22 protein-coding genes are annotated in these 25,841 nt (G+C 74.6%); 1 reads left to right on the top strand and 21 read right to left on the bottom strand.

From position 1 onward, the window contains the following. Window positions 1-77: 77 nt before the first annotated feature. From trmD to ileS, 21 genes are all read right to left on the bottom strand, one after another. Window positions 78-893, bottom strand: coding sequence for a tRNA (guanosine(37)-N1)-methyltransferase TrmD (trmD, locus tag Cph01nite_RS01010; RefSeq protein WP_203670484.1), 816 nt, complete (start codon window positions 891-893; stop codon window positions 78-80). A 3-nt stretch (window positions 894-896) separates the two neighbouring features. Further along, the gene (rimM, locus tag Cph01nite_RS01005; protein WP_203670483.1) at window positions 897-1,460 is read right to left on the bottom strand and encodes a ribosome maturation factor RimM; all 564 of its coding nucleotides are present in this window, start codon (window positions 1,458-1,460) and stop codon (window positions 897-899) included. A 79-nt stretch (window positions 1,461-1,539) separates the two neighbouring features. Beyond that, window positions 1,540-1,779 carry an RNA-binding protein gene (locus tag Cph01nite_RS01000; protein WP_191783510.1) on the bottom strand — a complete coding sequence of 80 codons (240 nt, stop codon included), beginning with the start codon at window positions 1,777-1,779 and terminating at the stop codon, window positions 1,540-1,542. Next, window positions 1,779-2,213, bottom strand: a complete 435-nt coding sequence (rpsP, locus tag Cph01nite_RS00995) for a 30S ribosomal protein S16 (RefSeq protein WP_203670482.1) — start codon at window positions 2,211-2,213, stop codon at window positions 1,779-1,781. The genes Cph01nite_RS01000 and rpsP overlap by 1 nt, the downstream gene beginning before the upstream one ends. Before the next feature lie 202 nt (window positions 2,214-2,415). Continuing rightward, a complete protein-coding gene (locus Cph01nite_RS00990) occupies window positions 2,416-3,504 on the bottom strand; it encodes an amidohydrolase family protein (RefSeq protein ID WP_203670481.1) in 1,089 nt (362 codons plus the stop codon). A 5-nt stretch (window positions 3,505-3,509) separates the two neighbouring features. Then, window positions 3,510-5,132, bottom strand: coding sequence for a signal recognition particle protein (gene ffh, locus Cph01nite_RS00985; protein ID WP_203670480.1), 1,623 nt, complete (start codon window positions 5,130-5,132; stop codon window positions 3,510-3,512). 29 nt (window positions 5,133-5,161) lie between these two features. Next, window positions 5,162-6,958 (bottom strand): [protein-PII] uridylyltransferase, encoded by a 1,797-nt coding sequence (locus Cph01nite_RS00980; RefSeq protein WP_203670479.1) that lies wholly within the window; start codon window positions 6,956-6,958, stop codon window positions 5,162-5,164. Window positions 6,959-6,979: 21 nt separating this feature from the next. Next, a complete protein-coding gene (locus Cph01nite_RS00975; protein ID WP_013116698.1) occupies window positions 6,980-7,321 on the bottom strand; it encodes a P-II family nitrogen regulator in 342 nt (113 codons plus the stop codon). Next, window positions 7,321-8,628: an ammonium transporter gene (locus Cph01nite_RS00970; protein WP_203670478.1), complete on the bottom strand. Its 1,308-nt coding sequence runs from the start codon at window positions 8,626-8,628 to the stop codon at window positions 7,321-7,323. The genes Cph01nite_RS00975 and Cph01nite_RS00970 overlap by 1 nt, the downstream gene beginning before the upstream one ends. Before the next feature lie 183 nt (window positions 8,629-8,811). Next, window positions 8,812-10,014, bottom strand: a complete 1,203-nt coding sequence (gene ftsY, locus Cph01nite_RS00965) for a signal recognition particle-docking protein FtsY (protein WP_203670477.1) — start codon at window positions 10,012-10,014, stop codon at window positions 8,812-8,814. Between the two features lie 56 nt (window positions 10,015-10,070). Further along, window positions 10,071-10,412 (bottom strand): hypothetical protein, encoded by a 342-nt coding sequence (locus tag Cph01nite_RS00960; protein WP_239068944.1) that lies wholly within the window; start codon window positions 10,410-10,412, stop codon window positions 10,071-10,073. 119 nt (window positions 10,413-10,531) lie between these two features. Beyond that, window positions 10,532-14,092 carry a chromosome segregation protein SMC gene (gene smc, locus Cph01nite_RS00955; protein WP_203670476.1) on the bottom strand — a complete coding sequence of 1,187 codons (3,561 nt, stop codon included), beginning with the start codon at window positions 14,090-14,092 and terminating at the stop codon, window positions 10,532-10,534. Window positions 14,093-14,190: 98 nt separating this feature from the next. Next, window positions 14,191-14,625 carry a nucleoside-diphosphate kinase gene (gene ndk / locus Cph01nite_RS00950; protein ID WP_203670475.1) on the bottom strand — a complete coding sequence of 145 codons (435 nt, stop codon included), beginning with the start codon at window positions 14,623-14,625 and terminating at the stop codon, window positions 14,191-14,193. A 47-nt stretch (window positions 14,626-14,672) separates the two neighbouring features. Beyond that, on the bottom strand, window positions 14,673-15,071 hold the full coding sequence (locus Cph01nite_RS00945) for a DUF4233 domain-containing protein (RefSeq protein ID WP_203670474.1): 399 nt from the start codon (window positions 15,069-15,071) through the stop codon (window positions 14,673-14,675). A gap of 9 nt (window positions 15,072-15,080) precedes the next feature. Beyond that, window positions 15,081-16,784, bottom strand: a complete 1,704-nt coding sequence (locus Cph01nite_RS00940) for an MDR family MFS transporter (RefSeq protein WP_203670473.1) — start codon at window positions 16,782-16,784, stop codon at window positions 15,081-15,083. A 90-nt stretch (window positions 16,785-16,874) separates the two neighbouring features. Further along, on the bottom strand, window positions 16,875-17,498 hold the full coding sequence (locus tag Cph01nite_RS00935; protein ID WP_203670472.1) for a TetR/AcrR family transcriptional regulator: 624 nt from the start codon (window positions 17,496-17,498) through the stop codon (window positions 16,875-16,877). Between the two features lie 69 nt (window positions 17,499-17,567). Continuing rightward, window positions 17,568-18,326 (bottom strand): dihydroxyacetone kinase phosphoryl donor subunit DhaM, encoded by a 759-nt coding sequence (gene dhaM / locus Cph01nite_RS00930; protein WP_203670471.1) that lies wholly within the window; start codon window positions 18,324-18,326, stop codon window positions 17,568-17,570. A 74-nt stretch (window positions 18,327-18,400) separates the two neighbouring features. Further along, window positions 18,401-19,042 carry a dihydroxyacetone kinase subunit DhaL gene (gene dhaL, locus Cph01nite_RS00925; RefSeq protein WP_203670470.1) on the bottom strand — a complete coding sequence of 214 codons (642 nt, stop codon included), beginning with the start codon at window positions 19,040-19,042 and terminating at the stop codon, window positions 18,401-18,403. A 34-nt stretch (window positions 19,043-19,076) separates the two neighbouring features. After that, window positions 19,077-20,072, bottom strand: a complete 996-nt coding sequence (gene dhaK / locus Cph01nite_RS00920; protein WP_203670469.1) for a dihydroxyacetone kinase subunit DhaK — start codon at window positions 20,070-20,072, stop codon at window positions 19,077-19,079. 78 nt (window positions 20,073-20,150) lie between these two features. Then, window positions 20,151-21,536, bottom strand: a complete 1,386-nt coding sequence (locus Cph01nite_RS00915) for a bifunctional folylpolyglutamate synthase/dihydrofolate synthase (protein WP_203670468.1) — start codon at window positions 21,534-21,536, stop codon at window positions 20,151-20,153. Further along, complete coding sequence (gene ileS / locus Cph01nite_RS00910; protein WP_203670467.1) at window positions 21,533-24,823, bottom strand: isoleucine--tRNA ligase; 3,291 nt, start codon at window positions 24,821-24,823, stop codon at window positions 21,533-21,535. Before ileS ends, Cph01nite_RS00915 begins: the two co-directional genes overlap by 4 nt. A gap of 312 nt (window positions 24,824-25,135) precedes the next feature. Here ileS and Cph01nite_RS00905 point away from each other — a divergent pair, with 312 nt between their 5' ends. Beyond that, window positions 25,136-25,807 carry an HAD hydrolase-like protein gene (locus tag Cph01nite_RS00905; protein WP_203670466.1) on the top strand — a complete coding sequence of 224 codons (672 nt, stop codon included), beginning with the start codon at window positions 25,136-25,138 and terminating at the stop codon, window positions 25,805-25,807. Window positions 25,808-25,841: the final 34 nt, after the last annotated feature.

The following is a 25,841-nucleotide window of genomic DNA, read 5'->3' as shown; positions in this document are numbered from 1 at the left end:
CCCGACCCGGTGACCGAACCGACGGCCGTGGGTCGCTCGGTGGCGACACGGCCCCCGCACGCCGGGCTCCGTGCGGCTCAGGCGCCGCCCTGCTCGCCCGCGGCGCGCTGCTCGCCCGCGCCGTCCTGCGCCCGCAGCCGGCCGTCGACGACCTGCCACCCGCAGCCGGCGAGCACCTCGAGGTCGTGCCGGTCCCAGCGGGCCACGTCGAGCGCCTCGAGCAGGTCGGGACGACGCACGGCGGTCCGGCGCAGCGCCTGGTCCCGCCGCCAGCGGGCGATGCGGGCGTGGTGCCCCGAGAGCAGGACGTCCGGCACGTCGTGCCCCTGCCACGACGGCGGCTTGGTGTACACCGGGTACTCCAGCAGGCCCGCGGCCCCGTGCGACTCCTCCACGAGCGACTCCGGGTTGCCCACGACGCCCGGGAGCAGCCGCGCGACCGCCTCGACGACGACGAGCGCCGCGACCTCGCCGCCGTTGAGCACGTAGTCGCCGAGCGACACCTCCGTGACCCGGGCGCGGGCGGCGTAGTGCTCCGCGACGCGCGCGTCGATGCCCTCGTACCGTCCGCACGCCACCACGAGGTGCTGCTCGCCGGCCAGCTCCTCGGCCGTCCGCTGCGTGAACGGCGCCCCCGCGGGTGACGGGACGAGCAGGTGGGCCTCGGGCGTCAGGACGTCGTCGAGCGCACGCCCCCACACGTCCGGCCGCATGACCATGCCGGCGCCGCCGCCGAACGGCGTGTCGTCGACGGTGCGGTGCCGGTCGTCGGTCCAGTCGCGCAGGTCGTGCACCCGCAGGTCCAGCAGGCCGGACGTCCGGGCCTTGCCGACGAGCGACAGCTCCAGGGGCGCCAGGTACTCCGGGAAGATCGAGACGACGTCGACGCGCACGTCTCAGTCCTCGTCGGACGCGTCGCCGCGGGTCTCGTCGCTGACCACGAGGTTCGCGGCGTCGGCCGCGAGCAGACCACCGGGCGGGTCGAGCACGACGCGTCCGCCGGTCACGTCGACGACGGGCACGATCGCCTCGACGAAGGGGACGAGCGTGCGGGCGCCGTCGGGCTCGCGCAGCACCAGGACGTCGTGCGCCGGCAGGTGCTCCAGCCCCACGACCTCGCCCAGCACGCGACCGTCGGACGCGTGCTCGGCGCGCAGGCCCACGAGCTCGTGCGGGTACCAGCCGTCGTCGTCGTGCTCGTCGTCGTCGGACTCCACGACGAGCGCGACGCCGCGCAGCGCCTCGGCGGCGGTGCGGTCGGCGACCTGGGCGAACGTGACGTACCACCGCCCCTGGGCGTCGCGGACCTGCGCGACCTCGAGCGGCCCCGCGTCCGCCGGCTCGGTGGCGAACCGCGCCCCGACGACCAGCCGGTCCGCCGGCACGTCGGTCCGCACGTCCAGCGCGACCTCCCCGCGCAGCCCGTGGGGGCGCCCGATGCGGGCGACGGTCAGCAGCATGTCACTCCCTCCCCCGACGTGTCGGGGACGACGACGGCCCGGTCCCTCGTCGAGGGACCGGGCCGTCGGGTGTCTGCGGTCAGCGCCGGTCGACGTCGACGACGTCGACGCGCACGGCACCGTCGGGCGACAGCGCCCCGACGACCGTGCGCAGCGCACGAGCGGTCCGGCCACCGCGGCCGATGACGCGCCCGAGGTCCTCGGGGTGCACCCGCACCTCGAGCATCTCCCCACGGCGCAGCGACGACGAGCGCACGTGCACGTCGTCCGGGTGGTCGACGATGCCGCGCACCAGGTGCTCGAGCGCGTCGGCGAGCATCAGGCCTGCTCGTCCTCGGCCGGAGCAGCCTGCTCGGCGGGCTCCTGCGCGGCGGCGGCGGCCTTCTTCTCCGACGCCTTCGCCTTGACCTTCTCGGCGTCCAGCGCGGCAGCCTCGACGGCGGCCTTCGGGTCGACCTTGGCCTCCTTGACGCGCAGGGTGCCCTCGGCACCCGGCAGGCCCTTGAACTTCTGCCAGTCGCCGGTGATCTTGAGCAGCACGAGCACCTGCTCGGTCGGCTGCGCGCCGACGCCCAGCCAGTACTGCGCCCGCTCCGAGGTGATCTCGATGAGCGACGGCTCCTCGGTCGGGTGGTACTTGCCGATCTCCTCGATCACGCGACCGTCGCGCTTGGTGCGCGAGTCGGCGACGACGATGCGGTAGTACGGCGCGCGGATCTTGCCCAGGCGCTTGAGACGGATCTTCGTTGCCACGAGGTGGTGTTCTCCTGATGTCTGCCGGGGTGGCCGTGCGGCGCCTCCCGTGGGGTGGGCGCGCCGTCGTGGGCCGGAGGACACGGACCCCGCACAGGTAGAGGGGCTGCGCGGACCGAGTACAGCCGACCATTGTGCCAGATGCGGGCGACCGCTCCCAACACGGCACCCGCGCCGCGGGGCGGCCGGGCGCGCCACGCCGTCAGCGCACCCGCACGCCCCGCAGCACGACGGCCTGCGGGCGCGCCAGCACCCGGATGTCGGCCCGCGGGTCGGCGCCGTAGACGACGACGTCGGCGCTGCTCCCCTCGGCGATACCCGGGACGCCCAGCCAGGCGCGGGTCCGCCACGAGGCGGCCGCCGCGACGTCGTGCGCCGGGATCCCGGCACGCACCATCTCGGCGGCCTCCGCCGCGATCTCCCCGTGGCCGATCGTGCCGCCCGCGTCGGTGCCGACGAGCACCCGCACGCCCGCGTCGTGCAGGTCGCGCACGTGCTCGTACCGCCGCGCGTGCATCGCGCGCATGCGCGCGGCGAAGCGGGGGTACCGGGCCTCGCCCTGGGCCGCGATGTCCGCGAACCGGCCGACCTGCAGCAGCGTCGCCGTGACCGGGACGCCGGCCGCCGCGATGCGCTCGATCTGCGCGGGCGTGGCTCCCGTGGCGTGCTCGAGCCCGTCGACCCCCGCGTCCAGCAGCGCGTCGATCGCCTCGTGGCTGAAGGTGTGGGCGGTCACGCGCGCGCCGGCGGCGTGGGCCGCCGCGACGGCCTCCGCGAGGACGTCGGCGGGCCACAGCGGCCGCAGGTCCCCCTCGGCCCCGAGGTCCCGGTCGATCCAGTCCGCGACGATCTTGACCCAGCCGTCACCGCGTGCCGCCTCCTCCCGCACGGCCTGCGGCAGCAGCGACGGGTCCGCGAGCTCACGGCCGTAGTGGCGCAGGTACCGCTTGGGCAGCGCGAGATGGTGGCCGGCGCGCAGCAGCCGCGGCAGGTCGGGCCGCTGGTCCATCCACCGCGTGTCGGACGGGGAACCGGCGTCGCGCACGAGCAGCACGCCCGCGTCCCGGTCGGCCCACGCCTGCACCTGCGCCGTCGCGTCGTCCACGGGGCCGTCGGCCGCCAGACCGACGTGGCAGTGCACGTCGACCAGGCCGGGCAGCACCCAGCCCTCGAGGACCACCTCCGGCGCCTCGGCGGGCTGCTCCAGCGTGAGGCGGTCCCCCACGACCCAGGCCTCGCCGACCTCGTGCTCGTCGTCGAGGACGACCGTGCCCCGCAGGTGGGTGATCACCGCGCTCAGCGACCCTTGAAGAGGTCCCCGAGCCCGGCGGGCAGGTCGCTCGGGTCGAACGCGGCGGCGTCCGGCGCCGCGTCGCGGGTGGCGCCGAGCCCGAACGCGGACCCCGCGGGAGCGGCCGGGGCCTCGCCCGCGGCGCGGGCCGCGGCCGCGCGCTCCTGCTCCGCACGCTTCGCGGGGTTGCCGGAGCGCGCGCCCTTGGCCCGCTTCGGCTGCGGCGCCTGCCGTCCGCGCGACTTCTTGCCGCCCATGCCGGGCAGGTTGCCCATGCCCGGCATCCCGCCGGGCATGCCACCGCCCTTGGCCATCTGCCGCATCATCTTCTTCGCGCCGTCGAACCGCTCGAGCAGCTGGTTGATCTCGCTCGTCGTCGTCCCCGACCCGCGGGCGATGCGGGAGCGCCGCGAGCCGTTGATGATCTTGGGGTTCTGCCGCTCGCCGGGGGTCATCGAGCGGATGATCGCCTCGATCCGGTCGACCTCGCGCTCGTCGAAGTTCTCCAGGGCCTCGCGCATCTGCCCCATGCCCGGGAGCATGCCGAACATCTTCTTGATCGAGCCCATGTTCTTGAGCTGCTGCATCTGCACGAGGAAGTCCTCGAGCGTGAAGTCCTCGCCGGCGACGAGCTTGCCGGCCATCTTCTCGGCCTGCTCGGCGTCGAAGGCCTTCTCCGCCTGCTCGATGAGCGTGAGCACGTCGCCCATGTCGAGGATCCGGGACGCCATGCGGTCCGGGTGGAACACCTCGAAGTCGGTGAGCTTCTCACCCGTCGAGGCGAACATGATGGGGCGGCCGGTGACGCTCGCGATCGACAGCGCCGCACCACCGCGGGCGTCCCCGTCGAGCTTCGACAGGACGACGCCGGTGAAGCCCACCCCGTCGGCGAACGCCTGCGCCGTGGTCACGGCGTCCTGGCCGATCATCGCGTCGACGACGAACAGCACCTCGTCGGGGTCGACGGCGTCACGGATGTCGGACGCCTGCGCCATCAGCTCGGCGTCCACGCCGAGCCGCCCGGCGGTGTCGACGATCACGACGTCGTGCTGCTTCTGCCGGGCCGTGTCCAGGCCCGCGCGCGCGACCGCGACCGGGTCCGCGCCGGCGGGCAGGACGTCGACGGCGCCCTGGTTGCCCGGGTGCGGCGCGTGGACGGGCACGCCTGCGCGCTCCCCGACGACCTGCAGCTGCGTCACCGCGTTGGGTCGCTGCAGGTCCGCCGCGACGAGCAGCGGGGTGTGGCCCTGCTCGCGCAGCCACAGCGCGAGCTTGCCGGCGAGCGTCGTCTTGCCCGCGCCCTGCAGGCCCGCGAGCATGATGACGGTCGGCGGCTGCTTGGCGAACGCGAGCGTGCGCGTCTGCCCGCCGAGGATCGCCACGAGCTCGTCGTTGACGACCTTGACGACCTGCTGCGCCGGGTTCAGCGCGCCGGAGACCTCGGACGACAGGGCACGCTCGCGCACGGCACCGGTGAACTGGCGCACGACCGGGACGGCGACGTCGGCGTCCAGCAGCGCACGTCGGATCTCGCGGATCGTCGCGTCGATGTCCGCCTCGGACAGGCGACCCTTCGCACGGAGGTTCTTGAACGTCGACGTGAGACGGTCGGAGAGGGTGGCGAACAACCTGGGCCTCGCGGTGGTCGGCGGGACGGCTACGGACGTCCCAGGGTACCCGCCAGTGCACGCGCGGCCCGGGCGGCGAGGTCGTCGACCAGCGTCGCGCGCCACGCCGTCCACGCGGCCGGGCTCGCCGCCGACGCGTCGGCCTCGGTGAGCGCGCGCAGCAGCGCCAGCAGGTCGGCCCGGTGGTCGACGGCGTCGAGCAGCCGGGCGAGCGTCGCCGGGTCCTCGTGGTCGGCGCTCGTGGCGAGTTCCGAGAGCGTCAGGTGCTCGCGCACGAGCCGCGTCACGTCGGCCACCACCTGGGGGCCGAACCCCATGCGCGCCACGATCGGCCCGGCGAGCCGGGCTCCCTCGACCGAGTGGTCGCCGGCGCCCGCGCGCTTGCCGATGTCGTGGAGCAGCGCGGCGAGCAGCAGGGTGTCCGGCGCCTCGACCGCCCGCCGGTCACGGCTCGCCCGGGCCACGGTCTCGACGAGGTGCCGGTCGACGGTGTGCCGGTGGATGGCCGAGCGCTGCGGCCGGTTGCGCACCCCCGCCCACTCCGGGATCCACGTCGTCGCGACGCCCGCGAGGTCGAGAGCCTCCCAGACCGGGACCTGGGCGGGCCCCGAGCCGAGCAGGTGCAGCAGCTGCTGGCGTGCCGCGCGCGGCCAGGGCGTCGGCAGGGGCGGGGTCGCCTCGAGGCTCGCGACGGTCACCGGGGACAGCACCAGACCGGTGCGGGTCGCCGTCGCCGCCGCGCGCAGCGACAGCACCGGGTCCTCCGCGGGCCGTGCGTCGACGGCCAGCACGATCTCGCCGTCGTGCTCCACGAGCCCCTCGGCGATCGTGCGCAGGCGGGGTGGCGTCCGCCGCCCGCGCACCAGCAGCGGCGCCCGCGCCGGACGCTGCAGCGCCTGGCGCGCGTTGCGCGCCGTGGTGTCCAGCGCGTAGGAGATGACGCGCCCGGACTCCGCGATCGACGCGAGCAGGTCGTCGCGGTCGTCGAAGCCGACGAGCGAGGCGACCTCGTCCTGGTCGGCCTGCAGCAGCCGGTTGGTGTGGCGCCGCGTCACCACCTGGACCGCGTCACGCACGTCCAGCAGGTGCGTGTACGCGTGGTCCACCGCTCCGTGCGGGCGGTCGGTGAGCCAGGTGGCGGCGAGCGCCGACAGGACGACCGCGTCCCGGATCCCGCCGCGTGCCTCCTTGAGGTCCGGCTCGATGAGGTAGGCGAGCTCGCCGTGCCGGTCGGCACGCTGGCGCGTCGAGGCGAGCAGCTCGGGCAGCCGGCGCCGTGCGGCCGACCGCCAGTCCGCGAGCAGCGCGGACGTGGCACGTGCGATGACGACGCCGTCGCCCGCCACGGGCTGCAGCTCGAGCAGCCCGACGGCCGCCGGCAGGTCCTTGGACGCGACCTGCCGGCACTGCGCGAGCGAGCGGACCGAGTGGTCGAGGTCGAGACCCGCGTCCCAGATCGGGTACCACAGGCGCTCGGCGAGCTCGGCGAGCTCGCCGGCGGAGTGCCCCCTGCCCTCGTGCACGAGCAACAGGTCGAGGTCCGAGACCGGGCTCGCGTCGCCGCGGCCCACGCTGCCGACGACACCGAGCGCCACGCCCTGCACGTCGCGCCCCTCGGTGGCCTCCGTCCACAGCCGCGCGAGCGCGCCCACCACCAGGTCGGACACGGCGCGGCGTCGTGCCACGCCGTCGCTGCCCGGTGCCATCATCCGTGCCGCCAGGTCGAGCCTCGCAGCGCGCAGGTCCCGCACCCCGGCGGGGTGCGGGACCTGCGGCTGCTGCGGCGACCCGGCCGCGCCCCCCGCGGGCGGCCGTCCGGTCGTCATCTGTGCGCTGCGACCGTCCGTCTAGAGGGCGTCGTCGCCGTGCTCACCGGTGCGGACGCGAGCCACGTCCTCCACCGGCACGACCCAGACCTTGCCGTCGCCGATCTTGCCGGTCTGCGCAGCCTGCACCACCACCTCGGTGACACCGGCCACGTCCTCGTCCGCGACCAGGACGTCGATGCGGACCTTGGGCACGAGGTCCACGGTGTACTCGGCACCGCGGTAGACCTCGGTGTGCCCCTTCTGGCGGCCGTAGCCGCTGGCCTCGCTGACCGTCAGGCCGCGGACCCCGGCGGCCTCGAGGGCCGACTTCACGTCGTCCAACCGGTGCGGCTGGATGATCGCCGTCACGAGCTTCGTCATCACTTCACCTCCGACACGACACGGGCGCCGCCCAGGTTCTCGTACGCGGTCTCGCCGTGCACCGCGAGGTCGATGCCGCCGACCTCGACGTCCTGCGAGACGCGCCACCCGAGCGTGGCCTTGAGGATGAGACCGATCACCAGCGTCGTCAGGCCGGAGAACACCATCGCGACGAGCGCGATGACCACCTGGATGACGAGCAGGTTGGCGCCACCACCGAAGAACAGACCGCCGTCCGCGGCGAGGAAGCCGATCATCACGGTACCGACGAGACCGCCGACCAGGTGGACACCCACGACGTCGAGCGAGTCGTCGTAGCCGAACTTGTACTTCAGCCCCACCGCGAGCGCGGCGAGCACACCCACGACCAGACCCAGGATGATCGAGGTCACGGGGCGCAGCGCGCCCGCCGCCGGGGTGATCGCCACGAGGCCCGCGACGATGCCGGACGCGGCACCCAGGGACGTGGCGTGCCCGTCACGGATCTTCTCCGTGAGGAGCCAGGCGAGCATGGCGGCCGCGGTGCAGGTGGTCGTGTTGACCCAGGCGAGGCCGGCGGTCTCGTTGGCGCCGAACGCCGAGCCCGCGTTGAACCCGAACCAGCCGAACCACAGCAGGGCGGCGCCCAGCATGACGAACGGCAGGTTGTGCGGGCGCATCGCCTCGGTGCCGAAGCCCTTGCGCTTGCCGATGATCAGCGCGAGGACGAGGGCGGCCACACCGGCGTTGATGTGGACGACCGTGCCACCGGCGAAGTCGATGGGTGCGGTGTTCGCGACACCGTCCGTGGTGCCGAAGATCGCCGCGGCGATCGACCCCTCGGCGCCGGACAGCTGACCGCCGCCCCACACCATGTGGGCCATCGGGAAGTACGCGACCGTGACCCAGACCGCGACGAACGCGAGCCACGTGCCGAACTTGGTGCGGTCGGCGATCGCGCCGCTGATCAGCGCGACGGTGATGATCGCGAACGTCACCTGGAAGGCGACGTCGATGACCTGCGGGTAGTCACCCAGCGGGCTGACCACGGCCGCGCCGTCGGCGTCGAACATCGTGCCGCTCAGACCGAACTGGTCGAACGGGTTGCCGAAGATGCCGGCGATCGACGAGCCGTACGACATCGACCAGCCCCACAGCACGTAGATGACACCCACGACGCCGATGGCACCGAACGACATCATCATCATGTTGAGGACGGACTTGCCCCTGACCATGCCCCCGTAGAAGAACGCCAGTCCTGGCGTCATGAGGAGCACGAGGGATGCTGACGTCAGCATCCAGGCTGCGGCTCCGGTGTCCCACTCCATGTCTGCACTCCCCTCGCCAGCCGGGCGGCCGGACTGGGGACAACTGTGGAGCGGGGCGGTTTCACAGGACCGGCACGCGGGTTACGCACGTGTGACAGCGACCCTCGCCGCGTAAACGTTGGGTTTCGTGCTGGGCGGACGTCCAGCGGCCGGGACGATTCGTCCCGGCCCGCGGCACGGACGTCAGGCCTGCAGCAGGCCGTCGACGAACGCCTCGGGGTCGAAGGGCGCCAGGTCGTCCGGCCCCTCCCCGAGCCCGATCAGCTTGACCGGCACGCCGAGCTCGCGCTGCACCGCCACGACGATGCCGCCCTTCGCCGTGCCGTCGAGCTTGGTGAGGACGATGCCCGTCACGCCGGCGACCTCGCCGAAGACGCGCGCCTGGTTGAGGCCGTTCTGACCGGTCGTGGCGTCCAGGACCAGCAGCACCTCCGACAGCGGGGCCGTGCGGGTGATGACCCGCGTGATCTTGCCCAGCTCGTCCATGAGGCCCGCCTTGTTCTGCAGGCGGCCCGCGGTGTCGACCAGCACGACGTCCGCACCGTCGGCGACGCCCGTCCGCACGGCGTCGAAGGCGACGGCCGCGGGGTCGGCGCCGTCGCGGTCCGACCGGACCGTGGGGACGCCGACGCGCGAGCCCCACGTCTGCAGCTGGTCGGCCGCCGCGGCGCGGAACGTGTCCGCGGCACCGAGGACGACGCTGCTGCCGTCGGCGACCAGGACACGGGCGAGCTTGCCGACGGTCGTCGTCTTGCCGGTGCCGTTGACCCCGACCACCAGCACGACGGCAGGCACCCGGGTGCCGTCCTCCCCCGTGGTGGGCGTGGTGGCCAGCGACCGGTCCAGGGAGGGGTCGACGAGGGCGAGCAGCTGCTCGCGGAGCACCGCGCGGGCCTGCTCCCCGTCGCGCAGCCCGTCGACGCGCACGCGCGTGCGCAGCGCCGCGATGAGCTCGTCCGTGGGACCGGCTCCGACGTCGGCGAGCAGCAGGGTCTCCTCGAGCTCGTCCCAGTCGTCCTCGGTGAGGTGGTCGCGGGACAGCACGCCCAGCAGGCGCGTGCCCAGGGGCGAGCCCGAGCGCGCGAGCCGCTCGCGCAGCCGGCGCAGCCGCCCGGCCGTGGGCTCCGGGGTCTCCAGCGCCGGCGCGGCCAGGTCCTCGGGGACGACCAGGTCGTCGACGCCCGGCGCCGGGCGGTCGAGGACGTCCGGAGCGACGGGCGACGGACCGGACGGCCGGTCGGCGACGGCCGTCCCGGACGGCGCACCGTCGGCGGGCGGCGGGGTCGGACCGCCGGGGCGGCGTCGACGCACCCCGACGGCGGCGGCGGCGCCCGCCGCCAGCACGGGGATCCCGATGAGGTAGGGCAGGAAGTCGTTGAGGTCCACGCGGACAGTCTGTCGGGCGGCGGGACCCTGCGGCGACCTGGGACGTCAGGCGGACGTCAGCGGGTCGCGCCCTGCGCCTCGGCGGCCTCGCGGCGGGGGCGCACCACCTGGGCGGCGCGCTCGCGCGCGGTGCGCAGGTCCTCGACGAGCTCCTCGGGGTGCAGGTAGCCGTCCCCCTCGGAGGCGGTCGCGCGCAGGAAGTCCGCGAGCGAGAGGTCCACCGGGTCGGCGGCGGCGGCGCGCGCTGCGGCCGCCTGCTCGGCGTCGGGGTGACGACGGCCGCGCAGGCCGCGCAGGAACGTCCGCCACGGGCCGTCCTCGTCGGCGCCCGACGAGACGACGACGAGCACCGCCGCTGCGACGAGCAGTGCGACAAGGATCCAGATCACGACGGCCACAGGGCGATTCTCCGGCCCCCCGGCGGGCCGGGCGCGCCGACGCACGTGCCCACGCCCGAACCCCCGCACAACCTTCACACCCCGTCACCCGGACGCGGCCACGACGTCCCGCGGACCCCTCAGGCCGGGACGTCCTCGGTCATCCGCTGGCTGATCACGGTGGTGACACCGTCCCCGCGCATCGTGACGCCGTACAGCGCGTCCGCGATCTCCATCGTCCGCTTCTGGTGCGTGACGACGATGAGCTGGGAGTCCTCCTGCAGCTCGCGAAAGATCCCCAGGAGCCTGCCGAGGTTCGCGTCGTCGAGCGCGGCCTCGACCTCGTCCATGACGTAGAACGGACTGGGACGCGCCTTGAAGATCGCGACCAGCAGCGCGACCGCCGTGAGCGACCGCTCTCCTCCCGACAGCAGCGAGAGCCGCTTGACCTTCTTGCCCGCGGGGCGCGCCTCGACCTCGATGCCCGTCGTCAGCATGTCGTCGGGATCGGTGAGCACGAGGCGCCCCTCGCCTCCGGGGAACAGCCGGGGGAAGACCACGTCGAACGCCGCCGCGGTGTCCCGGTAGGCGTCGGTGAACACCTGCTCGACGCGCTGGTCGATGTCCTTGACGATCTCCAGCAGGTCCGCGCGGGACTTCTTGAGGTCGGCGAGCTGCTCCACGAGGAACTGGTGGCGCTCCTCGAGCGCCGCGAACTCCTCGAGCGCCAAGGGGTTGACCCGGCCGAGCAGCGAGAGGGCCCGCTCGGCGGCGCGCAGGCGCTTCTCCTGCTCGGCGCGCACGTACGGCACGGCCGCCGGTGCGTCGTCGGTGGGCTCGGCGCCCGGAGCCGGGACGACCGGCACGTCGCGGTGGGGGCCGAACTCCTCGAGGAGCACCTGCGGGTCGAGGCCGAGCTCCTCGACGGCACGCGTCTCGAGCTGCTCGATGCGCAGCCGCTGCTCGGCGCGCGCGACCTCGTCCTTGTGCGCCACGTCCGTCAGCTCGGCGAGGTCCCGCGCCAGCGCGTCGACGCGCGACCGGACCGTGGCCAGGGCGGCGTCCCGCTCGGCGCGTGCCGCCTCGGCGGCGTCGCGCTCGTCCGACGCGCGCCGCAGCGCGTGGTCGAGCAGCCGGCCCGTGTGCACCGCGCCGGTGTGCACGGCACGGGCGACGCCCGCCTGCCGGGCGCGCTCCTGCTCGCGGCGCGCGGCCTTCTCGCGCGCCGCCCGCTCCGCGGCCGCCGCCCGCTCGAGCGACTCGGCGCGGCCCGCCAGCGCGCGGGCGCGCTCCTCGCCGGTGCGCAGCGTCAGCCGCGACTCGGTCTCGCGGCCGCGGGCGGCCGTGGCCTCCTGCGCCGTCGCGTCGCGCCGCCCGGTCGCCGCGGCGATCGCCGCCTCGGAGTCCTCCGGCGCGTCCTCGACGGCCGCGAGCCGTGCGGTCAGCTCGGCGAGCGTGGCGTGGTCGGCGGCGAGGGTCTCGCTCGCCGCGTCCAGCGAGCGCTGCACGCGCTCCGCCTCGGCACGTGCGGCCCGCGACGCGGACCCCAGGTGACCGAGCTGCTCGGCCACGGCGGCGAGCGCGGCGTCGGACTCGTTGAGGCGGTCCAGGGTCGCGTCCACGTCGGCCTGGGCCGCCGCGCGTCCGTCCCGTGCGGTCGTGAGCTCGAAGCGCAGCCGCTCCGCGGCGGTGGTCGCGGACTGCGCGGCCGCGCGCGCGGTGTCGAGCGCGCCCTGCAGGTGCAGCGCGCTGGGCGCGGACGCCGATCCCCCCGAGGCGCGGAACCGCGAGAGCAGGTCACCCGTGCGCGTCGCGACCACCAGGTCCGGGTGCGCCGCGACCAGCGGCCGTGCGGTCGCCAGGTCGTCGACGACGACGACGCCGGTGAGCAGGGCGCGCACCGCGTCGAGCACGGCCGCCGGTGCCTGCACCAGGTCGACGGCACGGTCGACTCCCGTCGGCAGCGTCGTGGCGGGCGGCTGTCCCGCGCCCGCGACCATGAGCGTCGCCCGGCCCGCGTCCTCGGTGCGCAGGTGACGGATCGCGTCGACGGCCGCGTCGACCGACTCGACGGCGACCGCGTCCGCGACCGCGCCGAGCGCCGCGACGATCGCCTCCTCGTCGCGTGCGTCGACGCTGAGCAGGGCGGCGACGGAGCCCACGACGCCGGGGAGCCCGTCCGCGGCCAGGAGCGCACCGGCGCCGTCCTTGCGGCTCAGTGACATCTCGAGGGTCTCCGCGCGCGACGTCTGCTGGTCGCGCTCGCGCTCGGCGGAGCGCAGCTCGTCCTCGAGGGCGGCGACGCGTGCGGTCGCGACGTCCAGCGCCTCCGCGGCCGCCTCGTGCTCCGCGTCGAGCCCCTCCTCCCCCTCCTCGACGCCCGCCACCTGCGACTCGAGCGCGGCGAACTGCGTCGTGGCGTCGCGGGCCCGCTCCTCGGCCGCGGCCAGGCTCGCGCGCAGCCGGCCGATCTCGGCCTCGGTGGCCTCCACGCGGCTGCGGCGGGCCGCGACCTGCCCGGCGAGGCGGGCGACGCCCTCGCGCCGGTCCGCGGCGCCGCGCTGCAGGTCGGCCAGCGCGCGCTCGGCCGCGGTCGCGGCGGCCTCGGCCTCCTGCCGCGCGGCGCCGGCCGCCGTGACCGCCGCCCGCGCGAGCTCGACCTCGGCCGCGAGCTCGGCCTCCGCCTGGCGGACGCGCTCGGCCTGCGCCTCCAGGTCGGCCGGGTCCTGGCCGCCGGAGCGCTCGCTCGACGCGGTCCCGAGCAGCCGCGCGCGGTCGGCCGCGAGGGACGCCGTGCCCCGGACCCGCTCCCGCAGGGACGACAGCCGGTACCAGACCTCCCCCGCCTCGCTCACCGCGGGCGCGGCCTGCGCGGCCTCACGCTCGAGCGCACCCAGCCGGCCACGCGCCTCGGCGAGCTGCGCCTCGACGGCCTCGCGCCGTTCCCGGACCGCCGACTCGTCGGCGATCTCCTGCTCGAGCCGGGCGCGGAGCTGCGCGAGGTCGTCGGCGAGCAGCCGGGCGCGTGAGTCGCGCAGGTCCGCCTGCACGACCGCGGCCTTGCGGGCGACCTCGGCCTGCCGCCCGAGCGGACCGAGCTGACGGCGGATCTCCGCGGTCAGGTCCCCCAGCCGCGTGAGGTTGCCCTGCATCGCGTCGAGCTTGCGCAGCGCCTTCTCCTTGCGCTTGCGGTGCTTGAGGACGCCCGCGGCCTCCTCGATGAAGCCCCGGCGCTCCTCCGGCGTGGCGCGCAGCACCGCGTCCAGCTGCCCCTGGCCGACGATGACGTGCATCTCCCGGCCCAGGCCGGAGTCCGACAGCAGGTCCTGGATGTCGAGCAGGCGGCACCCGCGCCCGTTGATCGCGTACTCGGACCCGCCGTTGCGGAACAGCGTCCGCGAGATCGTCACCTCGGAGTACTCGATGGGCAGCGCGCCGTCGGAGTTGTCGATCGTCAGCGCCACCTCGGCCCGGCCCAGCGGCGGGCGACCGGACGTGCCGGCGAAGATGACGTCCTCCATCTTGCCGCCGCGCAGCGACTTGGCGCCCTGCTCGCCCATGACCCACGCGAGCGCGTCCACCACGTTGGACTTGCCGGAACCGTTGGGTCCGACGACGCAGGTGATGCCCGGCTCGAAGTTCAGGGTCGTCGCCGAGGCGAACGACTTGAACCCGCGCAGGGTCAGGGTCTTGAGGTGCACGTAGGCAGCCTAGGCAACGCGGGCCGCCGGGCCGCGCACGCACCGGCCCCGGGCGTGTGCGCGGGGTCGGTGCGGCGCGCGGCCGGTCAGCAGACGGCTCAGAGCGAGGGGAACCAGAGCGCGATCTCGCGCGCGGCGGACTCCTCGCCGTCCGAGCCGTGGACGATGTTCTCGATGAGCTTGGTCCCCCAGTCGCGCGCGAGGTCACCGCGGATGGTGCCGGGCGCGGCGACGGTCGGGTCGGTGGCCCCGGCGAGCGAGCGGAAGCCCTCGATGACCCGGTGGCCCTCGACGACGGCCGCGAGCACGGGGCCCGAGCGCATGAAGGAGATGAGCGCGTCGACGAACGGCTTGCCGGCGTGCTCGGCGTAGTGCTCGGCCAGCAGCGCCTCGTCGGCGTGGCGCAGCTCGACCGCGACGAGCGTGTAGCCCTTGGCCTCGATGCGGCGCAGCACCTCGCCGACGTGACCCCGACGCACGCCGTCGGGCTTGACGAGGACGAGGGTGCGCTGCGGTGCGGGTGCGTCAGTCATGCCCGTCACCTTATCGGCGGACGGCCTGCGCCTGCCGTCCGCGTCCGTCACGCCGGGGCGGGGCCCTCGGGGTGCGCGGCGTCCCACTCCGCGCGCTCCCGGTCGATCCGGCCCCCCAGGCGAAGCGCCACGATCCAGAGCACCACGAACACCGCCCCGATGCCGTACATCATCGGGACCAGGACGCCGAACCCCAGCACGGCGAGCTGGGCGAGCGTCCCGGCGACGTAGCCGCCGGGACGCCCCATGTAGCCCGAGAGCAGCACCAGGACGACGCACGTCACACCGCCGAGCGTCCAGACGGTCGCGGGTGGCGCGACCCGCAGGCCGAACGCGACCAGCGTCGCGAACCCCACGAGGAACGCCTCCAGCAGCAGCGTCGTCTGGGTGAACTGCGGCTTCGCCGGACGCTTGCGCCGTGGCGGGGCAGGCTGCTGCGTGCTCATCGCCCCAGGCTAGCCGCGCGGCGGCGCACCCGAGCCGTCGCGCTCCCGGGGTGCCGGTGCCGACAGGGTGTCGACCAGGACGGTGCCGTCGGCGTCCGCTGCGTCGGTCCCGGCCGCCGCGCGCGTCCCCTGCGGGCCCCCCGCGACGGCCTCCCCGCGCGCCACCATCCCGGCGACGTCGGACAGCGTGACCTCCCGCAGGAACAGCGCGAGGACGAAGCCGACGGCCACGAGCGGCACGAGGTACCAGAACGCGGGCGCGAGCGCGCCGGCGAACGCGTCGACGACGCCGTCGCGCAGCGGCTCGGGCAGCGCCTGCACGATCGCGGGCGTCAGGCTCGACGTCGAGGTCTCCCCACCGGCGGGGACGTCGGCGAACACGTCCGCGAGCCGGTCGGTGAGCCGGGAGGTGAAGATGGTGGAGAACATCGCGGTGCCGACGGCGGCGCCGATCTCCCGGAAGAAGTTGTTGGCGCTCGTCGCGGTCCCGATCTCGCTGGGGTCCACGGAGTTCTGCACGGCGAGCACGATCGTCTGCATGACCAGGCCCATGCCCGCGCCCAGGACGAAGATCATGGCGCCGAACAGCCACATCGAGATGTCGCCCGTCAGGCGCGTGAGCCAGACCAGCCCGGCCGTCGTGATCGCCAGCCCCACCACGGGGAACGCCTTGTAGCGCCCGGTCCGCGTGATCGCCAGGCCCGACCCGATCGCCGTGACCATGACGCCGACCATCATCGGCAGCATGAGGAACCCGGACTCGGTGACGCCGGCACCCGTCGCCATCTGCAGGAAGGTCGGCAGGAACGCCAACGCGGAGAACATGCCCATGCCGAGGATCAGGCCGATGAGGGTCGCGATGGTGAAGGTCGGGTTCCGGAACAGGCGCATCGGCAGCAGCGGGTCGTCGGCGCGCTGCTCGACGCGCACGAACGCGACGGCCGCGACGGCCGTGCCCACGACGAGCGCGACGAGGCCCGGGTCCGACCAGTCGTAGCCGCGGCTCCCGCTCCAGGACTCCCAGCTGGTCGCCAGCACGAGGCCCGAGGTCGCGAGGACGACGAGGACGACCCCGGCCACGTCGATGCGTCGGGTCGAGCGCCGCGACGGAAGCTTGAGCGTGAACCACGCCGTGACGAACGCCGCGACACCGATGGGGATGTTGATCCAGAAGCACCACCGCCAGTCCGCGTGGTCCGTGAAGAGCCCGCCGAGGAGCGGCCCGACGACCGCGGCGATGCCGAAGAGCGCGCCCATCGGCCCCATGTACTTGCCGCGCTCCCGCGCCGGCACGATGTCCGCGATGATCGCCTGCGACAGGATCATCAGACCGCCGCCGCCCAGCCCTTGCACGCCGCGCCAGACGACCAGCTCCCCGAAGGACTGCGCGAACCCGGCACCGGCGGACGCGATCGTGAACAGGCTGATCGCGACGAGGAACGGCCAGCGCCGCCCCCACACGTCGCCGAACTTGCCGTACAGGGGCATGACGATCGCGATCGCCAGGATGTAGGCGGTCACGACCCAGCCCTGGTGGGCGACGCCGTCGAGCTCGCCGACGATCGTCGGCATCGCGGTGCCGACGATCGACTGGTCGAGCGACGACAGGAACATCGACGCCATGAGCGCGCCGAAGATGAGCCACACCGTGCGCGGTGTGAGGACGACGACGGGCGCGTCGTCGGCGCGTGCGGGCGCGGTGGTGCCGGCCATGGGTGGTCCTTCTCTTCCGGTGGAGGTGGGCGGCGACGCTGCCGGGGGACGGTCACGGGCCACGTGGCCCGGCCGTGGATCAGGCGGTGCTCAGGCGGTGATCAGGGCGCGCAGCTCGGCGACGACGGCCGTGGCGTGCTCACGCACGTGACCCTCACCCCCGGCGGCGTCCCAGCGCATGAGCGTCGCGTGCACGCACACGAGGAGCAGCGCCGTCACGGTGTCGGGGCGGTGCGCGGCCGCGGGGCCGAGCCGCTCGCGCACGAGCCGCTCGACCTGCTCCTTCTGGCGGTCCATCCACGCGATGTGGTGGGCCATGAGGCGGGGGTGGGCGGCTGCGAGCTCGAGCGTGCGGCGCATGCGCGCGCTGCCCGGCGGCGGCGCCGCGACGAGCCCGACGACCAGGTCGACGAGGTCGTCCAGCAGGACCCCGCTGGGTCCGCCCGCGACGAACGCGGCGGCCGTCTTCTCCGGCAGGGACCACGGCCGGTGACCGAGCACCGCGTCGTCCTTGGTCGCGAAGTAGTTGAAGAACGTGCGGGGCGAGACACCGACCTCGGCGCAGATCATCTCGACCGTGACGGCGTCCAGGCCGTGCTCGGCGACCAGGCGGTGGCTCGCGTCGATGAGCGCGAGGCGGCGGGCGGCCTTCTTGCGCTCACGCAGCCCGGCGCCGGGCGGCACGGCGTCGAGGTCGTCGGTGGGCGGGGTCACGGGGGTGATCTTGCACCTGATGCAAAGTTGCAGTCAATGCAAGTTGCGGCTGGGGCGACGTGCCCCGGGTCACACCTCCCCGAAGCCGGCCTCCACGTCCTCGACCAGACGCGTCACGGCCTCGACCGCCTGCGGCCCCTGCGCGCTCACGGTGAGCACGTCGTCCTTGACCGCACCGAGCTTCATGAGGTCCAGGACGCTCGCCGCGTTGACGCCGTTGACCTGGACCTTCGCGTCGTAGTGCGCGAGCATCCGGACGATCAGCGCCGCCGGGCGCGCGTGCAGGCCCAGCGGGTTGCGCAGCACGGCCGTCGCCCGGACCGACCCGTCGTCGTCCACCACCGGGGCGGTGGCGCCCCCCGACGTGCCGCCGGCCGCGGCGGGCGGCGCGGCGGCCGGCGCGGTCCGCTCGACGTCGACGGGACCGAACGTCGCGGCCGCCGCCTGCGCCGACGCGAGCACGGCACCGAGGTCGGCCCTGCCGTGGGCCGTGACCGCCGCCGCGACCGCGCCCTCGACGAAGGGCGCGTCCGCGAGCCGCACGCGCTCCGCCACGTGACCCTCGACCAGCTCCAGCACCGACTCCGCCGTCAGGACGGCCGACCCGAGGTCCGCGACGACGACCGCCGAGCGTCCGTCGTCCGTCGCCCGGCGCAGCGCCACCTCGACGAGGTCGAAGCTCGTGCCCAGCCCACCCCCGTCGGTGCCACCGGCCGGGACGATGAGGACGCCGGGCGCCATCTGCGCCGCGACCTCCGCCGCCCCCTCCGCGAGCGCACGTGAGTGCGACACGAGCACCAGCGCCACGGGCGCCCACCGGTCCGTCACCGGATCCTGCCTCCCTCGCGGCGCCGTCGCCGCGCCGTCGTCCGCCGGGCCGTGGTCGGCACGGTCGTCGTCGATCAGTCCGCGGCCGCCGCGGCCTCCGCGGCCGCGCGCAGGATGAGCTCGCTCGAGCGCGCCCCGGGGTCCAGGTGTCCCGCGGAGCGCTCCCCCAGGTAGCTGGCGCGACCCTTGGTCGCGACGAGCGCCACGGTCGCGGCCGCGCCCTCGTGCGCACCCCGGGCCGCCGCGGCCAGCACCGCCGACGGAGGGGCGCCGTGGTCGGCGGCGTCCACGGCCGCCGCGACCGCCGGGGTCCACGCGTCGACCATCGTCTTCTCGCCCTCGTGCGCCCGGCCGCGGGTCACGATGCCGTCGAGCGCCGCCTCGAGCAGCGCGACGACACCGTCGGAGCCCAGCGCGGTCGCGGCACCCGACTTCGACGCCCGCAGGTACGCCGTGCCGTACAGGGGGCCGGCCGCTCCCCCGACCGTCGACATCAGCGTCGTCGCGACGAGGCGCATCACGTCACCGACGCTCGCGGGCGGGGCGTCGAGCGCGTCGAGCTTGGCCACGACCGCCCGGAAGCCGCGGTTCATGTTCTCGCCGTGGTCGCCGTCGCCGATCTGCCGGTCCAGCTCGACGAGCTCGTCCCGGTGCTCGGCGACCGTGGCCGCGCTGCGGCGCACCCAGTCGACGGCCCATGCCGCGTCCAACGTCATCCGCCCAGCCTCCCCGAGTCCCCACCCACGTCGCTCACCAGCGCAGCGCGGCCGTGCGCACAGGCGCGTCCCACAGGGCGGTCAGCTCGTCGTCCAGACGGAGGACGGTGACCGACGCGCCCTGCATCTCCAGCGATGTCACATAGTTGCCGACGAGCGAGCGGGTCACCTCGACCCCGCGCTCGGAGAGCAACGCGCGTGCCCGACGATAGACGACGTACAGCTCCGACGTGGGCGTCCCGCCCATGCCGTTGACGAGCAGCAGCACCCGGTCGCCGCGCGCCAGCCCCAGGTCGTCGGCCACGGGGGTCAGCAGCTTCTCCGTCAGGACGTCCGCCGGCTCGAGCCCCACGCGGTGCCGTCCGGGCTCGCCGTGGATGCCGATCCCGATCTCGATCTCGTCGTCGGCGAGGTCGAAGCTCGGTCGGCCGACGTGGGGCACGGTGCACGCCGTGAGCGCCAGGCCCATGGTCCGGACGTTGTCGACCACCCGTTGCGCGACGGCGGCGACCGCGTCCAGGTCGTCGCCCCGCTCGGCGGCGGCACCGGCGATCTTCTCGACCGCGACGGTGCCGGCGACGCCTCGCCGGCCCGCGGTGTACAGCGAGTCCTCGACGGCGACGTCGTCGTTCACCAGGACCTGGCGGACGGTCGTGCCGTCGGCGTCGGCGAGCTCGGCGGCGGTCTCGAAGTTGAGCACGTCGCCGGTGTAGTTCTTGACGATCGTGAGCACACCGGCGCCGGCGTCGACGGCCGCGATCGCCGGCGCGATCTGGTCGGGCGTGGGCGAGGTGAAGACGGCCCCCGGCACGGCGGCGTCCAGCATGCCGACGCCGACGAACCCCGCGTGCAGCGGCTCGTGGCCGCTGCCGCCCCCCGACACCAGCCCGACCTTGCCGGGCACCCGCCCGCCTGCACGGACGACGAACGTCGGGTCGAGGTGCACGGTCACCAGGTCGGCGTGCGCGAGACCGAACCCCTCGACCGACTCGGCGACGACGTCCTGCGGGTCGTTGATGAGCTTCTTCACGATCGGCCCCTTCCCCGTCCCTGCGGTGGCTCGTCCACCTCACCCCGGTCCCGCGCCGCCGTCAAGGCGAGACGCCGTTCAGAGCCGGCCCAGCAGGATCCGCGCCTCGGCGACGAGCAGCACCGAGCCGGTCACCAGCACGCCGGCCCCCCGCTCCTCCTCGCTCTCGGCGCGCTGCACCGCGAGGTCCAGGGCGTCGGGCAGCCGGGCCGCGACGTGCACGCGGTCCTCACCGAAGACGTCGACCGCGATCTCCGCGAGGTCGTCGGCGTCGAGCGCCCGCGCCGTCGACGCCTGCGTCACGACGACCTCGGCGAGCAGCGGCTCGAGCGCGGCGAGGATGCCCTCGGGGTCCTTGTCCGCCATGACCCCAACCACGCCGACGAGCCGCGTGAAGTCGAAGGCCTCCTCGACGGCGTCGGCCAGCGCCTCGGCACCCGCCGGGTTGTGCGCCGCGTCGACGAGCACGGTCGGGCTCGAGCGCACCACCTCGAGGCGCCCGGGCGACGTGACGCCGGCGAACGCGGCCTCGACGACCGACCCGTCGAGCGCGGCGCCGCCGGTGAGCAGCGCCTCCGTCGCGACGAGCGCGAGCAGCGCGTTGTGCGCCTGGTGCTCGCCGTACAGCGGGAGGAACACGTCGGTGTAGACGCCGCCGAGACCCCGCAGCGCCACGAGCTGGCCGCCCACGGCCACCTGCCGGTCGGTGACCGCGATGTCGACGTCCTCACGCACGACACGGGCGCCGCGCTCGGCCGCCGCCGCCAGCACGACGCCCTCGACGTCGTCGGTCTGCTGCGCGAGCACGAGCGTCGCGCCGTCCTTGATGATGCCGGCCTTCTCCGAGGCGATCTCGACCAAGGTGCTGCCCAGGTACCGCTCGTGGTCCATCGCGACCGGCGACATGACGGCGACCTCGGCGTCGATCACGTTGGTCGCGTCCCAGCGCCCGCCCATGCCGACCTCGACGACCGCGACCTCGACGGGTGCGTCCGCGAACGCGGCGTACGCCATGACGACGAACACCTCGAAGAACGACAGCCGAGGCTCGCCGCGCTCCGCGGCCTCGGCGTCGACCATGTGCACGTAGGGGGCGACGTCCTGCCAGACCTCGACGAAGCGCTCGTCGCTGATCGGCTCGCCGTCGATGCTGATGCGCTCGTTGACGCGTGTGAGGTGCGGGCTGGTGAACCGGCCGGTCCGCAGGCCGTGCTCGCGCAGCAGCGCCTCGACCATCCGCGCGGTCGACGTCTTGCCGTTCGTGCCGGTGACGTGCACCGAGCGGAACGCGCGCTGCGGGTCGCCGAGCAGCTCGAGCACGGCCCGGACACGGCCCAGCTCGGGATCGATGTCGTGCTCGGGGGCCCGCGCCAGGATGCCGCGGTACACCTCGTCGGCCGCCTCGCGGGCGGCGCGTGCGGCCTCGTCCCTCAGGTGGTCGGCGCCACCGTGCTCGCGGCTCACGCGTCGGCCCGCACGACGGTCACGGCGACCTCGGCCACGTCGGCGGCCTCGACCGTCACGGACGTCGCGAGCGTCTCGGCGGCGACGAACTCGCGGTGCGCCTCGACGTCGCCGACGTGCGCCGCCGGGACCGTGAGCGTGAGGTCCACGCGGTCCGCGACGTGCAGACCGGCGGCCTTGCGTGCGTCCTGCACGGCCCGCACGACGTCGCGGGCGTAGCCCTCGGCACGCAGCGCGTCGTCGAGCGTGAGGTCGAGCACGACGACCACCCCGCCGGGCAGCACGGCCGCCGCGACGTCGCCCCCGGCGCCGTCACCGACGACCGTCGTCAGCTCGTACTCGGTCGGCTCGAGCGCGACGTCACCGTCGTCGGTCGTCACGACGACCGTGTCCCCCGTGACACGCCAGGCGCCGGAGCGGGCGGCCTTGATCACGTGCTGCACGGCACGGCCGAGGCGCGGGCCGGCAGCGCGCGCGTTGACCGCGAGCCGCTGCGTGATGCCGAACCGCTCGGTCGTGGCGGCGTCGGCCGCGACGACGTCGACGTGCTTGACGTTGAGCTCGGCCGCCAGCAGGTCGGTGTACGGCGACAGCGCGGCGGGGTCGGCCACGGCGACGGTGAGCCGGCGCAGCGGCTGGCGCACGCGCACCTGGTGCGCCTTGCGCAGGCCCAGCGCCGACGAGACGACCGCGCGGACCTCGTCCATCGCGGCGACGAGCGCGGGGTCGTCGACGAGCAGGGCCTCGCCGACGAACCGGCCCGCGACGGCGTGCGCGCCGTCCCCGAGCCCGTGCACCGGGGTGTCCGGGCTCGGCTCCGTGCGCACCGGCCAGTCCGCGAGGTGCACGGACCGCCCGCCCGTCAGGCCGCGCCAGACCTCCTCGGTGACCAGCGGGGCGAGCGGCGCCATGACGCGCGTCAGCAGCTCCAGCGCGGTCCACAGCGTGTCGAACGCGTCGGCGTCCTCGGACCAGAAGCGGTCGCGCTGGGTGCGCACGTACCAGTTCGTCAGCAGGTCGAGGTGCTCGCGCACGGCCTCGCACGCGGCGGGGATGTCGTACGCGTCGAGCAGCCCCGTCAGGCGCTGCGCGACGTCCCCGGTGCGGGCCAGCAGGTACCGGTCCATCGGCGCCAGCCCGGCGGCGCGCTCGGCGGTGACCTGCTGCGCGGGGTACCCGCGGCCGTCGTCGGCGGCCCCGGCGTAGAGCGTGAAGAAGTAGTACGTGCTCCACAGCGGCAGCAGCACCTGGCGCACGCCGTCGCGGATGCCCTCCTCGGTGACGACGAGGTTGCCGCCGCGCAGGATCGTCGAGGACATGAGCGACCAGCGCACGGCGTCCGACCCGTACTTGTCCCACATGACGACGGGGTCGGGGAAGTTGCGCAACGACTTGCTGGCCTTGCGGCCGTCGTCGCCCAGCACGATGCCGTGGCACATGACGTTGCGGAAGGCCGCACGGTCGAAGATCGCCGTGGCCAGCACGTGCAGCGTGTAGAACCAGCCGCGGGTCTGGCCGATGTACTCGACGATGAAGTCGCCCGGGTAGTGGTGCTCGAACCACTCGCGGTTCTCGAACGGGTAGTGCACCTGCGCGAACGGCATCGAGCCGGAGTCGAACCACACGTCCAGGACGTCGGGGATGCGCCGCATGCGCGAGCGCCCCGTCGGGTCGTCCGGGTTGGGCCGCGTCAGGTCGTCGACGAACGGACGGTGCAGGTCCGGCTCGCCGGCCTCGTTGGTGGGCACGCGGCCGAAGTCGGCCTCGAGCTCCGCGAACGAGCCGTAGACGTCGACGCGCGGGTACGCCGGGTCGTCGCTGACCCACACGGGGATGGGCGTGCCCCAGTACCGGTTGCGGCTGATCGACCAGTCGCGCGCGTTCTCGAGCCACTTGCCGAACTGGCCGTCCCGGATGTGCCCCGGGATCCACTCGATGCCCTGGTTGAGCTCGACCATGCGGTCCTTGAACTCCGTGACGCGCACGAACCACGAGGACACCGCCTTGTAGATCAGCGGGTTCCGGCACCGCCAGCAGTGCGGGTAGGAGTGCTCGTACGTCTCGTGGCGCACCACGAGGTCACGGTCCTTCAGCTCGCGGATGAGCCCGGGGTTCGCGTCGAACACCTGCTGGCCGGCGTAGTCGGGGACCTCGGTGGTGAAGCGGCCCTTGGAGTCGACCGGGACGACGGTCTCGATGCCGGCCTCGGCGCAGACCGCGGCGTCGTCCTCACCGAAGGCCGGGGCCAGGTGCACGAGCCCGGTGCCGTCGTCGGTGGTGACGAAGTCCGCGGCCAGCACCTGGTGCGCGTGCTCCCGCCCCGTGAAGTAGCCGAACGGCGGCGTGTAGCGCAGGCCGACGAGGTCCGTGCCGCTCAGGCGGGCGACGACCTCGGGCTCGCCGAGCTCGCGCGCGTACGCCGCGAGGCGGGACTCGGCCAGGACGAGCGTGCGCCCGGCGAACGTGCCCTGGGACGGCCGGACCGCGACGTACGCGATGTCCGGGCCGGCCGCGACGGCGAGGTTCGACGGCAGCGTCCACGGGGTGGTCGTCCAGATGAGCAGGGCAGCGTCCGCCAGGTCGCCGGGCGCGTCGACGAGCGGCAGCACGACGGTCAGCGCGGGGTCCTGACGCGACGCGTACACGTCGTCGTCCATGCGCAGCTCGTGGTTGGACAGCGGGGTCTCGTCGCGCCAGCAGTACGGCAGGACGCGGTAGCCCTCGTAGGCCAGGCCCTTGTCGTACAGCTGCTTGAACGCCCAGATCACCGACTCCATGAACGACGGGTCGAGCGTCTTGTAGTCGTGCTCGAAGTCGACCCAGCGCGCCTGGCGCGTGACGTAGTCCTGCCACTCCTGGGTGTAGGTCAGCACCGACGAGCGGCAGGCCTCGTTGAACGCGGCGATGCCCATCTCGTCGATCTGCGACTTGTCGGTGATCCCCAGGACGCGCTCGGCCTCGAGCTCCGCGGGCAGGCCGTGCGTGTCCCACCCGAAGCGGCGCTCGACGCGCCTGCCGCGCATCGTCTGGTAGCGCGGCACGACGTCCTTGGCGTAGCCGGTGAGCAGGTGCCCGTAGTGCGGCAGACCGTTGGCGAACGGCGGGCCGTCGTAGAAGACGTACTCGTTGGTCCCGTCCGGCCCCGCGGGTCGCTGCGCGACCGACGCGCGGAACGTGTCGTCCGCCTCCCAGTACCGCAGCACGTCCTGCTCCAGGGCGGGCAGGTCGGGGCTGGGCGGGACGGTCGCGGGGGTGCCGTCGGACGTGCGGTGCAGCGGGTACGCCACGGTCGGTGCTCCTGGTCTCACGCACCCGGTCCGGGCGCGGTACGGCCACGAGGACGACGCCACCCGGACCGGCCGGGGACACCGCGGTACCACCTCGCTTGCCGGGGACGGGTCCCCGGCCTCTCGCCGACGGCTGTGACGGGCCTGCCCCGTCCGGTTCTACTGAGGGCGCCGCACCCGCGGCGTCCCGTTCTTCCGGAGGCTCGCCGGTGATGGCCGGGTCGACGCCTGTGCGGGCCAGCATAGCGACGACCGCGACACGACGCCCCGTCGATTCGTGCCGGCGCACCTGCTCGGGGCACCATCGGGCGCATGACCCCCGCACGCCCCGTGGCCCTGCTCGACCTCGACGGCACCCTCATGGACTCCGCCGCCGGCATCGTCGCGTCCGTGCGCGCGGCGTACGCGGGCGTCGGCCTGCCCGCACCGGGCGAGGACGTCATGCGGTCGTTCGCCGGGCCGCCCATCGCGTGGTCCTTCACGACGCACGGCGTGCCCGCGGACCGCCTCGACGCCGCGATCGCCGGCTACGGCGAGCACTTCGGGCGCGAGGGCGTGTGGGACACCCGCGTCTTCGACGGCGTCCCCGAGGCGCTGACGACCCTGCGGGAGGCCGGGGTGCTGCTCGTCGTCGCGACCGCCAAGCCGACGCGCTGGGCCGCGCCCATCTGCGACGAGGTCGGGCTGACGCCGCTGCTCGACCACCTCGTGGGCGCCCCCGACGACGAGTCGCAGACCAAGGGCGACATCATCGGGCGCGCGCTGACCTGGGTGCGCGCGACCACCGGCGACGCGGGGTACCGGGCCGTGATGCTCGGAGACCGCGAGCACGACGTGCACGGTGCCGCGGAGCACGGGATCCCGTGCCTGGGTGCGCTGTGGGGGTACGGCGGCGAGGACGAGCTGCGGGCCGCGGGTGCCGCGGCCGTGCTCACGTCCCCCGTCGACGTGCCCGCCGCGGTGCTCGCCCACCTCGCCGGCTGACCGTCGGCGCCGGCGGGCAGTGCTGGGAGGATGG

Source organism: Cellulomonas phragmiteti (assembly GCF_016862775.1).
Lineage (GTDB): Bacteria > Actinomycetota > Actinomycetes > Actinomycetales > Cellulomonadaceae > Cellulomonas > Cellulomonas phragmiteti.
The sequence above is the reverse complement of the archived record's forward strand: the minus strand, read 5'-3'. Positions and strand labels throughout refer to the sequence as shown.

Excerpts from the sequence above, each read along its gene's own strand:
- rimM (WP_203670483.1), bottom strand. The coding sequence starts at position 1,460 with ATGCTGCTGACCGTCGCCCGCATCGGGCGCCCCCACGGGCTGCGCGGG.
- Cph01nite_RS01000 (WP_191783510.1), bottom strand. The coding sequence starts at position 1,779 with ATGCTCGCCGACGCGCTCGAGCACCTGGTGCGCGGCATCGTCGACCAC.
- Cph01nite_RS00980 (WP_203670479.1), bottom strand. The coding sequence starts at position 6,958 with ATGACGACCGGACGGCCGCCCGCGGGGGGCGCGGCCGGGTCGCCGCAG.
- Cph01nite_RS00975 (WP_013116698.1), bottom strand. The coding sequence starts at position 7,321 with ATGACGAAGCTCGTGACGGCGATCATCCAGCCGCACCGGTTGGACGAC.
- Cph01nite_RS00970 (WP_203670478.1), bottom strand. The coding sequence starts at position 8,628 with ATGGAGTGGGACACCGGAGCCGCAGCCTGGATGCTGACGTCAGCATCC.
- ndk (WP_203670475.1), bottom strand. The coding sequence starts at position 14,625 with ATGACTGACGCACCCGCACCGCAGCGCACCCTCGTCCTCGTCAAGCCC.
- Cph01nite_RS00945 (WP_203670474.1), bottom strand. The coding sequence starts at position 15,071 with ATGAGCACGCAGCAGCCTGCCCCGCCACGGCGCAAGCGTCCGGCGAAG.
- Cph01nite_RS00940 (WP_203670473.1), bottom strand. The coding sequence starts at position 16,784 with ATGGCCGGCACCACCGCGCCCGCACGCGCCGACGACGCGCCCGTCGTC.
- dhaL (WP_203670470.1), bottom strand. The coding sequence starts at position 19,042 with ATGACGTTGGACGCGGCATGGGCCGTCGACTGGGTGCGCCGCAGCGCG.
- Cph01nite_RS00905 (WP_203670466.1), top strand. The coding sequence starts at position 25,136 with ATGACCCCCGCACGCCCCGTGGCCCTGCTCGACCTCGACGGCACCCTC.